This is a genomic window from Rhodococcus sp. IEGM 1341 (assembly GCF_030056895.1).
GTDB lineage: Bacteria > Actinomycetota > Actinomycetes > Mycobacteriales > Mycobacteriaceae > Rhodococcoides.
Window position 1 is genome coordinate 855,395 of record NZ_JASHKV010000001.1, and the last position, 16,762, is coordinate 872,156.

Below are 16,762 nucleotides of genomic sequence, written 5' to 3' on the forward strand. Positions count from 1 at the left end.
CACCTGTGCGCAGGCCACGGCCGATCTAGCGTCGAGATCGAGACCATCGAGAAGGGAGCATCGGATGGCAGCGATCGACGTTCGAGACATCACCCAGCGGTATCGGGGACGGACCGCCGTGGCAGGCGTGCGCCTCACGGTCGCCGAAGGCGAGACGCACGGCCTGCTCGGGCGCAACGGTGCCGGCAAGACGACCCTGGTCGAAACCGTTGCAGGCCTTCGCAGGCCGAGCTCCGGTGCCGTACGAGTTCTGGGACTCGACCCCTTCACCGACCGCGATCGAGTGCGCTCCGTGCTGGGAGTACAGCTGCAGTCCAACGACCTGCACACCGCGCTCACCGTTGCCGAACTGGTCGATCTGTTCGCCTCCTTCCACCGTCGACCTGCCGATGGAGACGCTCTCGTCCGCGCTGTCGGCCTGCACGAGCACCGCCGGGTGCGCTACGAACGGTTGTCCGGAGGCCAGCAACAACGGTTGTCGGTCGTCCTCGCCCTGATCGGTTCCCCTCGGGTGGTCCTGCTCGACGAGCTCACCACCGGACTCGACCCCGATGCACGACGCACCGTGTGGCGACTGATCGAGGACCTCCGCGCAGACGGTGTCACCATCCTGCTGATCAGCCATCACATGGACGAGGTACACCGCCTGTGCGATCGCATCACCGTCCTCGATCGAGGCTCCGTGGTGGCCACCGGCACACCGGATTCTCTGATCGCCGACGCCGGCCTCGGAGGCGACCACCGAGCCACCCTGGAGGACGCATTCCTGGCGCTGACCGAACGGAGCTCGGCATGACCGCACACGAGATCGACGCTTCACCTCGTCCGGGCCTGCGCGCCACCGGCGCGCTCGTGCGGGCCGAAATGCGCATGGTCACCCGGGACACTGCCGGCCTGATCGTTCCCATCGCCCTCCCGGTTCTCGTACTGGTGATGAACGGATCGGGTACCTCGTCGGAAATCGTCGGTCCGGGCGCGATCACCGCATTCGACCGGTTCGTACTGCCACTCGCCCTGACCATGATCATCGCCGTCGTCGGAATCGTGAACATGCCGAGCTTTCTTGCGCTCTATCGCAAGTCCGGCGTACTGAAGCGACTGTCGACGACACCGATCCGACCGACGCAGGTGCTGGCTGCGCAGGTGATCACCAGCGCCGTCCAAGCGACACTCGGAATCGGCATCGCTCTGTCCACTGCTGCCCTGCTCTTCGGAATCACGCCCCCGCACAACCCGATCCTGGTTGCGGCCGTTCTCGCGCTCGGTGCCGCGGCGATGTACTCGCTGGGGATCGTCGTGGCTGCCGTCGCACCCACAGCGAACTCGGCCGTCGCGATCGGTCTGACGCTGTTCCTCGTTCTCGGTGCAGTCGGCGGGCTGTTCGGACCGGTCGCGGATCTGCCCGGTCCGGTTGCGGCCATCGGTGAGGTACTTCCTTTCGGTGCCACCGTCAGTGCGCTGGGATCTGCCTGGGCCGGAACGCCTGTCGACATCGGCGGACCCATCGGACTCGTGGTCGCGGTGATCGCCGGAACCGCCTGCGCGATCCGGTTGTTTCGCTGGTCCTAGCGCGATACGGCATAGTGGTCGACGTGACCGAGTTGAATCTGCATACGTTCGGACCCGCAGACGGTCCCGAAATCCTCGCCGTCCACGGTGTCACCGGACACGGTGCCCGGTGGTGGGACCTCGCCGAGAACCACCTTCCCGAGGCCAGGATTCTGGCACCCGACCTCATCGGCCACGGGCATTCCCCATCCACACCGCCCTGGGACATCGACGCGCAGGTCACTGCGCTCAAAGCCGTGCTCGACGCCCATGCGCGTGGACCGGTCGTGGTCCTCGGCCACTCGTACGGCGGCGCGCTGGCCGTGCACCTCGCGCAGAGGTTCCCCGAGGCTGTGCGGGCGCTGATTCTGCTCGATCCCGCAATCGCTCTGCCGCCGGAGGAGCTACTCGAGGTGGCCGAGGCGACCGCGAAATCCCCCGACTACACCGACGTCGACGAGGCGCGCTCGGAGAAGATCCACGGGGCGTGGGCGGACGTGCCCACCGAATTGCTCGACCGTGAGGTCGCCGATCACCTGATCCCCGCCGACGACGGAAAGGTCGCGTGGCGAATGTCGATTCCGGCCATCGTCGCGACGTGGGGCGAGCTCGCACGTCCGATCGTGGTCCCCGCCGAGAGTGTCCCGACCATCGTGGTGCGGGCCATGCGCGTCGAACCCCCCTATGTCACAGAGGAATTCCTCTCGGCGCTGCGAGACAAGCTCGGTGACAACCTACGAACGGTCGAACTGGACTGCGATCACATGGTCGGCCAGGCCAAGCCGGTCGAGGTCGCCGAGCTGGTGCGATCCCTGCTGTAGATGGCCCCGATCACCGAAGCCCAGGTCGAGAGAGTTCGCGCGTTGGTCGCGTCGATCCCCCCTGGATTCGTGGCCACCTACGGAGACATCGCGGCCGCCGCCGACCTGTCGAGTCCACGCATCGTCGGATGGATCATGCGCACCGATTCCGCCGACCTGCCCTGGCATCGAGTCCTCGGCGCGAGTGGAAGGCCCGCCCCGCACCTGGCCTCGAGACAGCTGGAAACTCTGCGCAGCGAAGGCGTTCCGAACCACGACGGGCGCGTGCCATTGAGCTCGATTCGATTCGACTTCGGCGCGCTCCCACCGCCACCGCCGCCGACCACTAATCTCGGAGAATGAACATCAGGGACGCACTCGAGCAGTTCGATCCACGCCCCACGGCGAAGTTCGCGCTGTCGAAGGCGAGCAGCTTCGTCGCCTCCGCCGGTCTCGTCGTCGACGAGGTCTCGGGCACCAGGGTGGCCGGGCACATCGAGTTGACGGACGAGCACTTCACGCCCTGGGGGGTCGTCCACGGCGGCGTCTACACCACTGCCGTCGAGAGCGCAGCGAGCATCGGTGCCAGCGAGGCGGTCAAGGATCGCGGTGAATTCGCAGTCGGCGTACACAACGGCACCGACTTTCTCCGCGCCAGCAAGGGCGGCCGCGTCGACGTTGTCGCAGAACCGTTGCAGCAGGGCCGTGTTCAACAACTGTGGCTGGTCACGATCACCGCCTCCGACAGCGGAAAAGTCATAGCACGCGGGCAGGTTCGCCTGCAGAACGTGCCGCTGCCGACATGACGGAGCTCGCAACGTGACGCAACCGGTCTGCGACGCGATCGTCCTCGCCGGCGGTCGAGGGTCGAGGATGGCAGATCCCGAGAACCCCGCTGCGCCGCACGAGGTCGACAAACCTGCCATGACCGTCGGCGGGCGCCGTATGGTCGACATCGCCGTGGACGCGGTAACGAGTTGTCGCACAACGATTCTGGTGGGTCCGACCCGTACCGGAGTGCCCGATCACGTGGTGCAGACTCGCGAGTCCCCCGTGGGCGGCGGCCCGGTCGCTGCACTCGCCGCGGGCCTGCGATCACTCGACGACTGTGCGGAAGGCACCGCGGATCTGGTGGTGGTCATCGCGTCGGATCTACCCTTTCTCGACGCCGCGACGGTCGAGTCGCTGATCGGTGCCGTATCTCGCTCGCAGACCGACGCCGTCTTCGCCCGCGACAGTGCCGGTCGTACCCAATTCCTGCTGGGAGTCTGGCGGCACGGCGCGTTGCGTTCCGCGCTGGCACAGCTGGATTCGGTGGAGGGCGCGCCGATGCGCACGATCCTTCCTGCCGATCATCTGGTGATCGCGGTGTCCGGTGTCGAGGACTGCGACACCCCCGCCGATCTTCTCGCCGCCCGTCTGGCCGCACAACAGCCGGAGACGCTCGAGGTGAGCGACGCACTCGAACGCGTTCGGAGCCGACTCCCCGCGTTGCCGATCCGTCGAATTCCCCTGCAGGACAGTGCCGGAACCGTGCTCGCGGAACCCCTCGTCTCCCGAACCGCGCTGCCGGCAGTCGACATCTCCGCGATGGACGGCTACGCCGTGTGCGGCACCGATCCGTGGACGCTCCGGTCCGACATCGCGTACGCCGGCACCTCCGACATCGCCCCACTCACCGAAGGAACGGCCGTGCGCATCGCGACGGGCGCAGCGCTTCCGCCCGGAGCGACATCGGTGGTTCGCGACGAGCACATGACCCGCGAGTCCGGCAGTTCGGCTCGACGCATCCCGACGGCACCGCAGTCCGACGACACGCGTCGACGCGGTGAGGACTGGCTGCCCGGTACCGAACTCGTCGCAGCCGGCACCCCGATCGATGCGGCCGTACGATCGCTCGCTGCCAGTGCAGAGGTGTTCGAGGTGGCGGTGCGCGGTCCGGTCCGCGGACGAGTAGTCATCAGCGGCAACGAGATCCGATCCACCGGGCCACTCGCTCCCGGCGAGACCAGGGACGTGCTCGGGTCGGTGTTGCCGGACTACCTGGCGCACTGCGGCATCACCGTCGTCGACGTGACGCTGCTCGACGATTCTGCGACGGGGTTTCGAGACGTGCTGACCCGCACTCGGGACGTGGACGTGATCATCGTCGTCGGGGCAACCGGAGGCGGGGCAGCCGATCAGCTCCGCGCGACCCTCGCCGGCATCGATGCCGAGACCGTCGTCGGGCGAATGCGCATGCGTCCCGGCGGTTCTCAGATCACCGCGGCGTTGCCCGACGGCACAGTGGTACTCGGCCTACCGGGCAATCCGCTGGCGGCCGTCGGTACCGCGATGCTCGCCGCGCCCGCGATCGTCGATGCCCTGACCGGGAGAACGGTGCGCCCATCGCGGATCGGCCTGTTGTCCAATGCTGCCGAGGTTCGATCCTCGACGCCTCGCATCGTCCCGGTCACCGCGGACGGCACACGGTGGCGGGCAGATACCCGAGTCCGCACGGCGCACCTCGCTCACCTCGTCGGCCGCGACGCACTGGCTGTGATCCCGGCCGAGGTCAGCGCCGACGAGCCGGTGACAATTCTTCCGTTGCCGCACCACTAGTTTCACCGAGAGATCGAACACCCTCGCGGTAGCGCGCGACCACGAGATCGACGATCGCGGCATGCACGCCGAGCGGTGCACCGACGCCGTCGGCTCCGGCGTCGGCGAGACGGTTGTGAAAGAGGCCGCGCGCCAACAGATACGACGCCACGAACACACGTGCGTGCCCGGCTTCTCGCAGGGTCGACACCGCGTCGGACACGGTGGGGGTACTGGTGGCGACGTAGCCGATGCGTACCGGGACTCGGGCGACATCGGCCAACATCGCCGCCGCGCGCCGGTGTTCTTCCAACGCACGAGCATCGGACGATCCTGCGGCAGCGAGCACGATCGGATCGCCCGAGCACCACCCGGCGTCACGTAGTCGGTCGACCATGACCTCGGCCAGCACTGGGTCGGGTCCGAGAGCGCGGGTGACGGAGACCGACGTGTGGGCGCTGTCGGCGATCTCACGCGGCACATCGGTGTGCACGTGGTAGCCCGACGCGAGGAAAGCGGGAACCACGACCGCGGGCCCGGCGGTGTCGCGCAGCACCTCGGCCGGTGACGGCCCGAGTACGTCGACGAATGCCACGCGCGTGGTACCGATCTGCGTCGACACGGCATCGGCGAGTGCGGCGACCATTTCGACACCACGGGGGTTTCGGGTGCCGTGGGCAACCAGAACAAGAGTCGGTGTCATCAGTACTTTCCCCCTTCTACGACGGCCACTCGATCAGCCGGTTCTTCGGAATCGCAGTCCGTTTCGGTCTCGATGTGATCGAGTGCGATGCGATAGCCACGCTTGACCACGGTCTGGATAGCTTTCGGCGCACCCAGCGAGGATCTGAGTCTGGTCATCGCCGTCTCCACCGCGTGGGTGTCGCCCCCTCCGCCGGGCAGGGACGCCAACAGGTCCTCGCGGGAGACGACGCGTCCTGGATTGCGAGCCAACGTCTTCATCAACGCCATGCCTGCTGGGGACACCGGTCGAACTTCACCGTCGACCACCACGCACTTACCGCGAACACTCACCACGTGTCCGCCCGCATGCAGACGACCGGTGCGCCTCGGCAGTTCTTCGGCGATGTGCCGCGCGAGTGCCCCCAGACGCGCCCGTGTCGGCTGTGTGGTGGCCACGTTCAGCTGTTCGAGGGGCGCTGCCGTCACCGGCCCGACGCACACCGGCAGCACCCTCGATCGCATCGACTGCAGCAAAGGTTCGAGCACTCCGTTCTCGTCGGCGCGCATCAGCATCGACGCCACCGCCGGTGCCGAGGTGAAGCTGAGGGCATCGAGATCACCGACGATGACGGCTTCGATCATGCGGTCCATCGGGCTCTGGTCGTCGGGCGCTGTCCAGCGATACACCGGCACCGGCACCACCTCGGCTCCCGCGCAGCGCAACACCTCGCAGAAATCGGGGACCGGCTCCCATTCGGTGGTCGCGCCGTGCAGCTGCACGGCGATGCGTTTGCCCTCCACCCCTTCGGCCAACAGATGTTCGAGTACCTCCGCCGAGGACTCCGAGGCGGGCGACCACTCCTCGCGTAGATCGGCTGCTCGAATGGCTCCTTTCGCCTTCGGACCGCGAGCGAGCAGACGGGACGCACCGAGTGCCCGCCCCAGTTCTTCTGCCTGCCCCCACCCGTCCGCTGCCTCGACCCAGCCACGAAATCCGATTCCTGTTGTGGCCACGGTTATTTCGGGTGGATCAGCGATGACGGCGGCGGTGACGCGTTCGAGCTCGGCGTCGTCGGCCAGTGGGATGATGCGAATAGCGGGGGCATGCATCACGGTGGCCCCGCGCCGCTCGAGCAGAGTCGCGAACTCCTCGGCCCGACGCGAAGCGGTGATCCCGACGGTGAACCCGACCAGAGGCATTGCAGCCCCTGCAATTTCGCTCACGTAGATCCGCCGCGGACGAGCACGACGCCCTCGACGCAGGAGACCTCGAACGATCCGAGGGTGACCTGCGGGTCATCGAGGCAGCGCCCGTCGGCCAGCGAGAAAACCTGCTTGAGCAGCGGCGATGCGACGGTGGGTTCGCCCCCTCGGTCTCCCACCAGTCCGCGTGACATCACTGCTGCACGCCCGTACGGATCGATGTTGCCCACCGCGAACAGTCGTCCGTCGTCGAGCAGAAACAGCGCCGCCTGGGTGCCGCCTCGCAGGAGCACCGCTACCCCGCGCCCCGGAATCAGCGCGTCGAGCGTGCAGGCCGGGGTCCAATCACGAGCGATGTCGTTCGGTACCGCTGATGGTGACTTCACTGCTGACGAATCGATGACAGTCATGGCGTACCTCCTGATCAGCTATTCCACGTTGCTTGTGTTTCTTGGCCGTTAAGTCGCGATTACCCGTCTGTGCACATGCACTCAGTCTCGTGACCTGCCGGTTGTCAGCTCCCGTATCGGCTCACGCGCCCACACGTGGCATTCCCATCAGCACGGGCACCTTGCGCGCGCCGGACTCGTCGAACGCGATCGTGGGGTCGGACTCGTCCGGAGCATTGACGAAGGAGACGAACCGACCGAGCTTCTCGTCGTCTTCGAGCACGCCGGCCCACTCGTCCTTGTATCCGGCGACGTGGCGTTCCATGTCGGATTCGAGCTCGGCACCGATCCCGAGACTGTCCTCGCACACGACGGCTCTGAGGTGGTCGAGTCCCCCGTCGAGCGATTCGAGCCACGGCGCCGTGCGCTGCAGCCGGTCGGCTGTACGCACGTAGAACATGAGGTAACGGTCGATGTAGCTGACCAGGGTGGCATCGTCGAGATTGGACGCGAGCAACTGCGCGTGCTTGGGCGACTGACCTCCGTTACCGCCTACGTAGAGGTTCCAACCACCCTCGGTCGCGATGATCCCGACGTCCTTGCCGCGGGCCTCGGCGCATTCGCGAGCGCAGCCCGAGACGCCGAACTTGATCTTGTGCGGCGACCGCAGACCTCGATAGCGGTTCTCCAGATCGACGGCCATCCCCACCGAATCCTGGACGCCGTAACGGCACCAACTCGATCCGACGCAGCTCTTGACCGTCCGTAGCGACTTCCCGTACGCCTGACCCGACTCCATCCCGGCGTCGACGAGGCGCTTCCAGATCGCCGGCAACTGCTCGACGCGGGCACCGAACATGTCGATGCGCTGCCCTCCGGTCACCTTCGTGTAGAGCCCGAAATCGCGAGCGACCTCGCCGATGACGATGAGCTGTTCCGGAGTGCATTCACCGCCGGGCATACGCGGCACAACCGAGTAGGTGCCGTTCTTCTGGATGTTGGCCAGGAAGTGATCGTTGGTGTCCTGCAACGACGCCTGCTCGCCGTCGAGAATGTGGTCGGAGGACGTAGACGCGAGAATCGACGCGACGACAGGCTTGCAGATGTCGCAGCCGGTTCCCGAGCCGTACTTGGCGATCAGCGACGAGAAGGTGCGGGTGTTCGTGGCCCGAACGATCTCGTACAGCTCGGCCCTGGACTGAGCGAAGTGCTCGCACAACGACTTCGAGAGGACCACACCGGACGCGGCGAGCAACGACTTGATCGAGGGCAGGCATCCGCCACAGGTGGTACCCGCGGTGGTGCAGCTCTTCACGGCCGCCAGGTCGCAGGCTCCGTCGGCTATCGCGGAGCAGATGGCACCCTTGCTCACACCGTTGCACGAGCAGATCTCGGCGTCGTCGGGCAGTGCACCGATGCCGACCTGCTCGGCGGCAGGTGAGATCAGAGCGCCCGGATCGCCGGGCAACTCGCGACCGACCAGCGGCCGCAACAGCGAGTACGCGGAGGCGTCGCCGACGAGGATGCCGCCGAGCAGCGTCTTCGCGTCGTCGGTGACGACGAGCTTGGCGTACGTGCCTTTGGGGGCATCGCTGAACACCACTTCGAGTGCGCCCGGCGTTGCCGCCATCGCGTCGCCGAAGCTCGCGACGTCGACGCCCATCAGCTTGAGCTTGGTGGACATGTCGGCACCCGGGAATTGCGCTGCGCCGCCGAGCAATCGGTCGGCCACGACCTCCGCCGTCGAATACCCGGGAGCGACCAGTCCGTAGCACCGGCCCTCGACCGCAGCACATTCACCGATCGCGTAGACGGCAGGATCGGAGGTACTGCAGCCGATGTCGACCATGATGCCGCCGCGCTCACCCACCTCGAGGCCACTCTCGCGTGCCAGCCGATCCTGGGGACGCACACCGGCGGAGAACACCAGCAGCGCGGCGTCGATGGTGCTGCCGTCGCTCAACTCGACCGTCAGACCGGCGCTGTCGTTCTCGGAGATCGACGACGTGCCGACTCCCACATGTACGTTCAATCCGAGTTCGGTGACCAGACGCGCCAACAGTGCGCCGCCGCCCTCGTCCACCTGCAGCGGCATCAATCGTGGAGCGAACTCGATGACGTGCGGGGTCATGCCCATCTTCTTCAGCGCATTCGCCGCTTCGAGACCGAGGAGGCCACCGCCGACCACCACACCGACGGCACCCGGGCCTGCGGCGTCGGCGCGGGCACGGATCTTGTCCAGGTCGTCGAGGGTTCGGTAGACGAAACACGCGGGCAGGTCGTGTCCGGTGATCGGCGGCACGAACGGGTAGGAGCCGGTGGCGAGGACCAGAGCGTCGTACTCGACGGTGTCCCCCGCCGAGGTCACGACGGTGCGGTGGTCGCGGTCGATGCGATCGGCCCGTACTCCGGTGCGCATCTCGACGAGGGTGTCACCGGGATAGTCGTTGCCCGCCAGAGCGAGTTCCTTGTGGTCCCAGGCACCGACGTAGGACGACAGTCCCACCCTGTCGTACGCCGCCAGCGCCTCCTCGCACAGCACCGTGACCTTCCACTCGGCCGCCTCGTCGCGCGCACGCAACGCTTCGACGAATCGGTGTCCGACCATCCCGTGACCTACCACTACCGCGTTCTTCATTGCGAGTCCTTCCGATCTACGTTGCCGTGCAGTGTGTTTCGTTCTCGCCGGTGATGGATCCTCAGACTGCTACCGGTGCGTCGGCGTCGGCGGAGTTGGTCTTGCGCAGGTAGATCGCCCAGGTGACGATCGCGCAGACGATGTAGAAGGCGAGGAACACCCAGAACGCGGTGGTCGCGGACTTCGCGGTGCCCGAGTACGACGCCCGCAGCACCAGGTTGATTCCCACGCCGCCGAGAGCGCCGATCGCGCCGGCGATTCCGATGAGGGCACCGGACATCTTGCGCGACCAGTGCTGTTGCTCGTCGACCGTCATGCCCTGAAGCTGAGCGGATTTCGCAGCGAAGATGGCGGGGATCATCTTGTACACCGATCCGTTTCCGAGGCCCGAGAGCAGGAAGAGTGCGATGAATCCGACGACGAAGAGCACCATCACGGTGCCGCTGGCCGCGCCGGGAGTCGAATCGTCCCAGGTACTGGCCGCAACCAGAATCCCGGTGGCGAACGTCATGGCCACGAATGTGTACAGGGTGATCTTGCCGCCACCGATCTTGTCGGCGAGCTTGCCGCCGAACGGACGCGACAGCGATCCCAGCAACGGTCCGATGAACGCGATCTGAGCGGCCTGCAGCGATGCCTGCGCCTGTAGAGCGGGAGTCGCCGGTGCTCCGTCGGTGAGTCCGGCGAGGAAGTTGATCTGCAGGACCTGCCCGAACGCGAAGCTGAAGCCGATGAACGACCCGAACGTGCCAATGTACAGAAAGGCGATCCACCACGAGTCCGAGAACTTCAGCACGTCGATCATGGAGCGTCCGTTGGTCTTTTGGTTGTCCAGGTTGTCCATGTACAGCGCGGCACCGACGGCGGCAAGCGCGATGAAGACGAGATAGACGGCGCACACGATCTCGGGGGCGGTGTTGCCGATGGTGGCGATGACCAACAGGCCGATGAGCTGGATGACGGGCACACCGATGTTGCCGCCGCCCGCATTCAAGCCGAGCGCCCACCCCTTCTCGCGTTGCGGATAGAACGCGTTGATGTTCGTCATCGAGGACGCGAAGTTACCGCCGCCGAGTCCGGCGAACGCCGCAACGATGATGTAGGTGGTGTACGACGCCGGGTTGAGCATGAAGTACATGGTCAGCACGGTGGGGATCAGGAGCACCAGAGCACTGAAGATGGTCCAGTTACGGCCACCGAACTTGGCCGTGGCGAAGGTGTACGGAATGCGCAGGATCGCGCCGACGAGGGTGGGGACGGCCACCAGGAAGAACTTGCCCGCGGCGTCGATGCCGTAGACCGACAACGGCATGAACAGCACCATCACCGACCAGATAGACCAGATCGAGAATCCGACGTGCTCGGCGATGACCGACCAGATCAGATTGCGCTTGGCGATCTGCTTGCCGCCGGCCTCCCAGGCCTCGACGTCCTCGGAATTCCAGTGCGCGATGTGATGGTTGACGGAGACGGGAACTGTTCCGGGTGGAACCGTCGCCGTGGTGGCTGAGCCGGCATCTGCCGAAGCGCTGCGAGAAAGGCTGGTCACGTGTGGCCTCCTGATCGGTGTGTGAACCGAACATAGGAAAGCCATGTTGCCGCGGCGCTGCGCGCGATGACTCGTTGATTAACTTGGTCTCACGTGCCGTCGAGCACCGACGTGAGCTGAAGCGTCAACGTGCACCGAACGTCACCAGGTGTCTTCGAGCATCCTCGGTCGGCAGCACAGGAATCCTCCGACCAGCAGAACCGCTACGCATCCGGTCAACAGAACCAACGGGAGTCCCCAGCCCCCGGACTCGGTGTGCAGCAGCCCGAACAGAATCGGACCGGTCGAGGACACCACGTAACCCAGCCCCTGGGTGAATCCCGAGAGCGAGGACGAGCCTACGGCCGTGCGCGTCCTGAGGTTGATCAGCGTCAGTGACATCGGGAACGTCATCGTGCCCAGCCCGACCAGGCACACCCACGCGACCGTACCGGCAGTCGGAGACCAGTGCAGGCCCGCGAACCCGCCGAGGTAGCACGCCGCGGCAACCATCACGATGCCGTACGGATTGCGCACGCGCGCACAGAGCGTCGGCGCGGCCAGCGACGTGATCAGTCCCATCGCTCCGAACGCCGCCACCGACGCACCGGCCAAGCCCTCTCCGATCCCCGCATCGATCAGGAGCGTCGGCAACCAGGTGAGCATGGAGTAGGTGATCAGGGAGGTCATTGCGAACATCATCACCATCCCCCACGCCAGCGAGGACCGGTGGATTCGGCCGCTCGGCGATGCGTGGACCGACGCCGACCCGGCTTCACCCGAGACGTCCTTCTCGTCGCGGCCGCGTCGGGCGATGACCACACCGAGCCACGGCAGCGCGGCGGCCAGGCCGACGACGGCCCAGATCCCGATGGAGATGCGCCAACCGTGCGCGTCGGCGATGGGGACGGCCAGCAACGGCGGAACCATGGTGCTGACCTGCATGGCGCAGATGTAGATGGTGCTGACGACGGCGAGCCGCTCGGAGAAATACCGCTTGACCAACGGCGGGATGACGACGTTTCCGATGCCCATGCCCGCAAGAGCGATCGCGGACAGCGCGAGCAGAGACGCGGTGTTCGGCGCGAACGCACGAGTGGCCATACCGATCGTGGTCAGCGCCATCGCCAGCAGAGCTGCCCGCTCCAGGCCGGTGCGCTTGGCGAGGAACGGCGTGGCCAGGCCGAAGACGGCGAACATCGCCGGAGGCAACATGCCGACGATGCCGATGACCGTGGTGCCGAACTGGAGGTCGGTTCCGATTCTGCCGAACAGCGGGCTGATCGAGGTCACGGCGGCGCGCAGAGTCAGCGCGGACACGACGATCGCGGAGAAGACGAGTACTCGACCACGCACGAGCGAGGTACCGACGAGGCGGGTATCGGGGGCGGTGGGCGCACTCACCGCGTAATCATAGGATGACCGGATCATCGGGTGCAAAGCACTACTATCGACGCTGCAACGTCCCCGGCATGAGGAGTCCACGTGCGGCAGGTCCAGCGATCGAGCCTGATCTCCCAGGTCACCGCTCAGCTGCGCGAAGAGATCACGTCGCAGCGATGGCCGGTGGGTACCCGTATCCCCACCGAACCCGAACTGTGCGAGATCACCGGCACCGGGCGCAACACCGTGCGCGAGGCCGTGCAGGCACTCGTGCACGCCGGCATGGTCGAACGCAGGCAGGGTTCGGGCACCTTCGTCATGACGTGCTCCGATCTCGGCGGAACCCTGGGAAAGTACTTCTCGGACGCCCGGCACCGCGATGTCACCGAGCTACGCGAAACCTTGGAAGTCACTGCGGCGGCTCTTGCGGCCGACCGGCGCGACGACGACGACATCCGTGCCATGCTCGGCGCGCTGGCCGATCGCAACGCGGCGTGGTCCGACGAGACTCCGCTGGCCGATGCAGTTCGGATCGACGCACGCCTGCACCGCGCCATCGTCGCGGCCAGCCACAACGCCATCTATCTCGAGTTCTACGATTCGCTGCTACCGGTGATCCACGACGCCATGCGCCACCATGCCATCGAGCACGACGACGATTACATCGACGAACACACGGCGCTCGTGGAGGCGGTGATCGCCGGTGACGCGGCCCGCGCGATGCAGGCCGCTCGATCACTGTTCCACGAACTCTCCGAATCACCGGCTCGCGCAGCGGAATCACCGGCTCGCGCAGCGGAAGTCAGAGAATAAGGCGTACCAGATCTGCCGTTCGCGCCAAGCCGGGGAACGCCTCGGACGTCGAACGCGGATGAAGCGCGTGCACTGCGAGACGAAACATCAACGCGCGCAGCAACATCTGCGGCCATTCCGGTAGATCGTCCCAGCGGTTGACCAGACCGTCGTCCGCGTCACCCCAGGAAAGGGCGTCCACCACGGCCACCCCGGCAGCCCAGGGCGCAGGACGCCAGTACGGGGTGATGTCGCTGATCCCTGGTGCCTCGCTACCCGAGAACAAGACCGTTCCGAACAGATCACCGTGCACCAACTGGTCCGGTGACTCGACGGGCTTGCGTAGTGTCGCAAGCTGTTTGACCAATTCCAGGCTGCTCTTGCCATCACTGGACGACGGCTCGGGTGCGCCGGCACCACGAGCAGAGCGCAGCGGGACCGCTTCCCATGCAGCTCTGTCGGCGGCGACGAACACGTCCACATCGGCCCACGGGGCCACGGGGGGCTGAACCAGAAATCGCGGTCGCTCGAGTTGCGCGGTCGCCGCGTGCAACCGCATCGACAACGAGATCACCTCGTCGTGACGAGGCTCCGGTTCGCCGGCAACGAAGGTGTCTGCGCGCCAGCCCGACACGACGTATCGCCCGTCGGTCGACCGAACCGGTCGGGCGAGACGGACCCCGTCCACGGTCAGCGTCTCGCGCACCTTGGCCGACCATGCGGCGCGGGCATGGTCTGCCACCGGGGACAGGACGACATCGCCCAGACGCCATCCACCGTCCCAGTCCGCACCGAGAGGTGCAGGCTCGACATCGCGCAGCCCGAACGTAGAGATCACGTGCTGAGGAGGTTCGACAGAGCTCACGAGCGCCACGCTACCGCCGATCGCGGTGCCGCTGCGGACGACGCGCACACGCGACACATCAGTACATCGGCAAACCAGGATCGATCTGCTCGGCCCACTCCACTATTCCGCCGTGCAGATGGGCGGCGTCCGAGAAACCGGCTGCCACGAGGGCGGAGAGCACCTCCGCGGACCTGATGCCGGTTTTGCAGTAGAGCACGATGGGGATGTGCTGCGGTAGATCCGACATCGCCGCTCCCGACAGGATTCGACCCTTGGGAATCGAGCGCGCACCGTCGATGCGGACGATGTCCCACTCCACCGGCTCACGCACGTCGATGAGGGCGATCTCGCGACCGGACTGCATCATTGCGTGCAGCTCCGCCGGAGTGACCGATTCGCCGGTGGACTCGGCGGCCGGCACCACTCCGCAGAATGCCTCGTAATCGATCAGCTCGGTGATCGGCGTTCGATGCGGGTCACGAGTCAGACCGACGGTTCGATAGCTCATCGCCAGTGCGTCGTAGATCATCAACCGACCCAGCAAGGTCTCGCCGATTCCGGTGATCAGCTTGATCGCCTCGGTGACCATGATCGACCCGATCGACGCGCACAGCACCCCCAGCACCCCACCCTCTGCACACGAGGGCACCATGCCGGGCGGTGGAGCCTCGGGGTACAGGTCGCGATAGTTGATACCTGCGTCGCCGGGGGCTCGATCCCAGAACACCGACACCTGCCCCTCGAACCGGTAGATCGAACCCCATACATAAGGGATTCCGACCAGCGCGGCCGCGTCGTTGACGAGGTATCGGGTGGCGAAGTTGTCGGTCCCGTCGAGCACGAGGTCGTACTGCCGAAAGAGCTCGAGTGCGTTCGACGAGTCGAGTCGAACACGGTGCAGCGTCACCTCGACGCCGTCGTTGAGTTCGAGAATCGAGTCTCTCGCGCTGTCGGCCTTCGGGCGACCCACGTCGGACCGGCCGTGGATGATCTGCCGTTGCAGGTTCGACAGTTCGACGTCGTCGAATTCCACGATGCCCAGAGTCCCGACACCGGCGGCCGCGAGGTACAGCAATGCGGGTGAGCCCAGTCCCCCGGCACCGACGACGAGCACGCGGGCGTTGCGCAGTCGCTTCTGACCGTCGGTTCCTACGCTGGGAATGATCAGGTGCCGGCTGTACCGGGCGACGTCCTCGGGCGACAGTTCGCCTGCGGGTTCGACCAGCGGGGGTAGGTGGACCACGACGCAGCGACGCTCCTCGACTCGACACGGCGGCCGGTGACCCGGCGCGACACGTTCGAATCTAATCCCCCGGCCTGTCGGAAACCCAGCCGATCAGCCTCGCGGGTAGGGCCACGGATTGAATCGGCACGTCTTGCCGTCCATCGGAACGACGCCCGCTGGGTCCAGTCGCGCGATGTCGTCGTTGTTCGTCCCGAACGTCTGCTGCATCATCACCGGAGCGAGCCCGCCGTCGGTCTCGCACGGTTGGTGCTGCTGGTAGCCGATCGCGTGGCCGACCTCGTGATTGATCTGGTACTGGCGGTACGAGCCGATGTCGCCCTGGAACGAGATCGCCCCACGCACCCACCTCGGCTCGTTGAGCACCACTCGCTCGATGCCGGGGTTGTAGCAGGAGACCTCGAGCTGGATGTCGTAACCACAGGCCTGCCGGATCGACATCTGCGACGTCAGCGAGATCCTGAAGTCGGGATCGCCCTGATCGATGCGACGGAATCCGAACCGTGGATCGTTGGTCCAACTCTTGGGGTTGGCAAGGGTCTGATCCACCAATCGGCCGAACGACTCGTCGCCGCCGAACCCGACCGTGTCCACGCCGTCCTCGACCTCGACCGTGTAGGTGAACACCCGCTCGGTCCCCTGACCCACCTGCTCCGTTGTCCCCGGCACGGTGTGCCACGTTCCGGCCCCCTCCACCGCGAACGGACCACCGTCGGGCAGTTCACCCGACGATATCGACGCTGCGAAGTTACCGTCGGCCTGCGGCGGAACTCCGATGATTCCGGTGCCCGACGTCGTATCCGAACTCAAGGTGCCGAATCCAGGATCGGCGTTGGTCGACTGCGCTGCGGTGCCGGTGACGGGGTCACCGGTCCGCACGGCATCGAACACGACGAGCGCGGTCACCACGATCAGAATCGGCACCGCGTACGCCCGCCAGCCGTACGTGGACGCGAACTTTCCGAGCTTGCTCTGCTTCCTGATATCGCGATCCGGTCGACGACTGCGCAGCTTGACCTCGCGTTGCGTCGGATCCCACTGCGCGCGGAGCGGTTGATGCGATCCGCGACTGCCCACACTGCGTGGGAAATCGTCCGCGCGATCGTCGTAACCGTCGTCGACGCCGT

The 16,762-nt window shown here is 66.2% G+C and carries 16 protein-coding genes; 7 read left to right on the plus strand and 9 right to left on the minus strand.

Annotated elements, in window-relative coordinates; all coding sequences use genetic code 11:
* Positions 1 to 64 precede the first annotated feature (64 nt).
* The 6 genes from QM615_RS03805 to QM615_RS03830 are packed head-to-tail and all read left to right on the plus strand — an operon-like array spanning position 65 to position 4,949.
* A complete protein-coding gene (locus QM615_RS03805) occupies positions 65 to 796 on the plus strand; it encodes an ABC transporter ATP-binding protein (RefSeq protein ID WP_283347022.1) in 732 nt (243 codons plus the stop codon).
* A complete protein-coding gene (locus QM615_RS03810) occupies positions 793 to 1,569 on the plus strand; it encodes an ABC transporter permease (protein WP_283347023.1) in 777 nt (258 codons plus the stop codon). Before QM615_RS03805 ends, QM615_RS03810 begins: the two co-directional genes overlap by 4 nt.
* Before the next feature lie 14 nt (positions 1,570 to 1,583).
* Positions 1,584 to 2,369, plus strand: coding sequence for an alpha/beta hydrolase (locus tag QM615_RS03815; protein ID WP_176460496.1), 786 nt, complete (start codon positions 1,584 to 1,586; stop codon positions 2,367 to 2,369).
* Positions 2,370 to 2,711, plus strand: a complete 342-nt coding sequence (locus QM615_RS03820; RefSeq protein WP_068046009.1) for an MGMT family protein — start codon at positions 2,370 to 2,372, stop codon at positions 2,709 to 2,711.
* A complete protein-coding gene (locus QM615_RS03825) occupies positions 2,708 to 3,154 on the plus strand; it encodes a PaaI family thioesterase (RefSeq protein WP_256989530.1) in 447 nt (148 codons plus the stop codon). Before QM615_RS03820 ends, QM615_RS03825 begins: the two co-directional genes overlap by 4 nt.
* Positions 3,155 to 3,167: 13 nt before the next feature.
* A complete protein-coding gene (locus QM615_RS03830) occupies positions 3,168 to 4,949 on the plus strand; it encodes an NTP transferase domain-containing protein (RefSeq protein ID WP_283347024.1) in 1,782 nt (593 codons plus the stop codon).
* Here QM615_RS03830 and QM615_RS03835 read toward each other — a convergent pair.
* The 6 genes from QM615_RS03835 to QM615_RS03860 form a co-directional block, all read right to left on the minus strand.
* Positions 4,903 to 5,631, minus strand: a complete 729-nt coding sequence (locus QM615_RS03835) for a sirohydrochlorin chelatase (protein WP_283347025.1) — start codon at positions 5,629 to 5,631, stop codon at positions 4,903 to 4,905. The genes QM615_RS03830 and QM615_RS03835 overlap by 47 nt on opposite strands.
* Entirely contained in the window at positions 5,631 to 6,812 is a 1,182-nt protein-coding gene (locus QM615_RS03840) for a uroporphyrinogen-III synthase (protein ID WP_255183303.1), read from the minus strand. Before QM615_RS03840 ends, QM615_RS03835 begins: the two co-directional genes overlap by 1 nt.
* Positions 6,813 to 6,832: 20 nt before the next feature.
* The gene (gene nirD, locus QM615_RS03845; RefSeq protein ID WP_094642301.1) at positions 6,833 to 7,225 is read right to left on the minus strand and encodes a nitrite reductase small subunit NirD; all 393 of its coding nucleotides are present in this window, start codon (positions 7,223 to 7,225) and stop codon (positions 6,833 to 6,835) included.
* A 121-nt stretch (positions 7,226 to 7,346) separates the two neighbouring features.
* Complete coding sequence (nirB, locus tag QM615_RS03850) at positions 7,347 to 9,842, minus strand: nitrite reductase large subunit NirB (RefSeq protein ID WP_283347026.1); 2,496 nt, start codon at positions 9,840 to 9,842, stop codon at positions 7,347 to 7,349.
* A 61-nt stretch (positions 9,843 to 9,903) separates the two neighbouring features.
* Positions 9,904 to 11,295 (minus strand): nitrate/nitrite transporter, encoded by a 1,392-nt coding sequence (locus QM615_RS03855; RefSeq protein WP_283347166.1) that lies wholly within the window; start codon positions 11,293 to 11,295, stop codon positions 9,904 to 9,906.
* A 237-nt stretch (positions 11,296 to 11,532) separates the two neighbouring features.
* The gene (locus QM615_RS03860; protein ID WP_283347027.1) at positions 11,533 to 12,774 is read right to left on the minus strand and encodes an MFS transporter; all 1,242 of its coding nucleotides are present in this window, start codon (positions 12,772 to 12,774) and stop codon (positions 11,533 to 11,535) included.
* A gap of 81 nt (positions 12,775 to 12,855) precedes the next feature.
* Here QM615_RS03860 and QM615_RS03865 point away from each other — a divergent pair, with 81 nt between their 5' ends.
* Positions 12,856 to 13,566, plus strand: coding sequence for a FadR/GntR family transcriptional regulator (locus QM615_RS03865; protein ID WP_283347028.1), 711 nt, complete (start codon positions 12,856 to 12,858; stop codon positions 13,564 to 13,566).
* Here the strand turns inward: QM615_RS03865 and QM615_RS03870 are convergent.
* From QM615_RS03870 to QM615_RS03880, 3 genes are all read right to left on the minus strand, one after another.
* A complete protein-coding gene (locus QM615_RS03870; protein WP_283347029.1) occupies positions 13,556 to 14,410 on the minus strand; it encodes a TIGR02569 family protein in 855 nt (284 codons plus the stop codon). The two genes, QM615_RS03865 and QM615_RS03870, sit on opposite strands and share 11 nt — an antisense overlap.
* Before the next feature lie 58 nt (positions 14,411 to 14,468).
* A complete protein-coding gene (gene moeZ / locus QM615_RS03875) occupies positions 14,469 to 15,635 on the minus strand; it encodes an adenylyltransferase/sulfurtransferase MoeZ (RefSeq protein WP_283347030.1) in 1,167 nt (388 codons plus the stop codon).
* A gap of 93 nt (positions 15,636 to 15,728) precedes the next feature.
* Complete coding sequence (locus tag QM615_RS03880; RefSeq protein WP_094642481.1) at positions 15,729 to 16,712, minus strand: DUF3152 domain-containing protein; 984 nt, start codon at positions 16,710 to 16,712, stop codon at positions 15,729 to 15,731.
* Positions 16,713 to 16,762: the final 50 nt, after the last annotated feature.

Excerpts from the sequence above, each read along its gene's own strand:
- nirB (WP_283347026.1), bottom strand. The coding sequence starts at position 9,842 with ATGAAGAACGCGGTAGTGGTAGGTCACGGGATGGTCGGACACCGATTC.
- QM615_RS03835 (WP_283347025.1), bottom strand. The coding sequence starts at position 5,631 with ATGACACCGACTCTTGTTCTGGTTGCCCACGGCACCCGAAACCCCCGT.
- QM615_RS03825 (WP_256989530.1), top strand. The coding sequence starts at position 2,708 with ATGAACATCAGGGACGCACTCGAGCAGTTCGATCCACGCCCCACGGCG.
- QM615_RS03805 (WP_283347022.1), top strand. The coding sequence starts at position 65 with ATGGCAGCGATCGACGTTCGAGACATCACCCAGCGGTATCGGGGACGG.
- QM615_RS03840 (WP_255183303.1), bottom strand. The coding sequence starts at position 6,812 with ATGCCTCTGGTCGGGTTCACCGTCGGGATCACCGCTTCGCGTCGGGCC.
- nirD (WP_094642301.1), bottom strand. The coding sequence starts at position 7,225 with ATGACTGTCATCGATTCGTCAGCAGTGAAGTCACCATCAGCGGTACCG.
- QM615_RS03820 (WP_068046009.1), top strand. The coding sequence starts at position 2,370 with ATGGCCCCGATCACCGAAGCCCAGGTCGAGAGAGTTCGCGCGTTGGTC.
- QM615_RS03810 (WP_283347023.1), top strand. The coding sequence starts at position 793 with ATGACCGCACACGAGATCGACGCTTCACCTCGTCCGGGCCTGCGCGCC.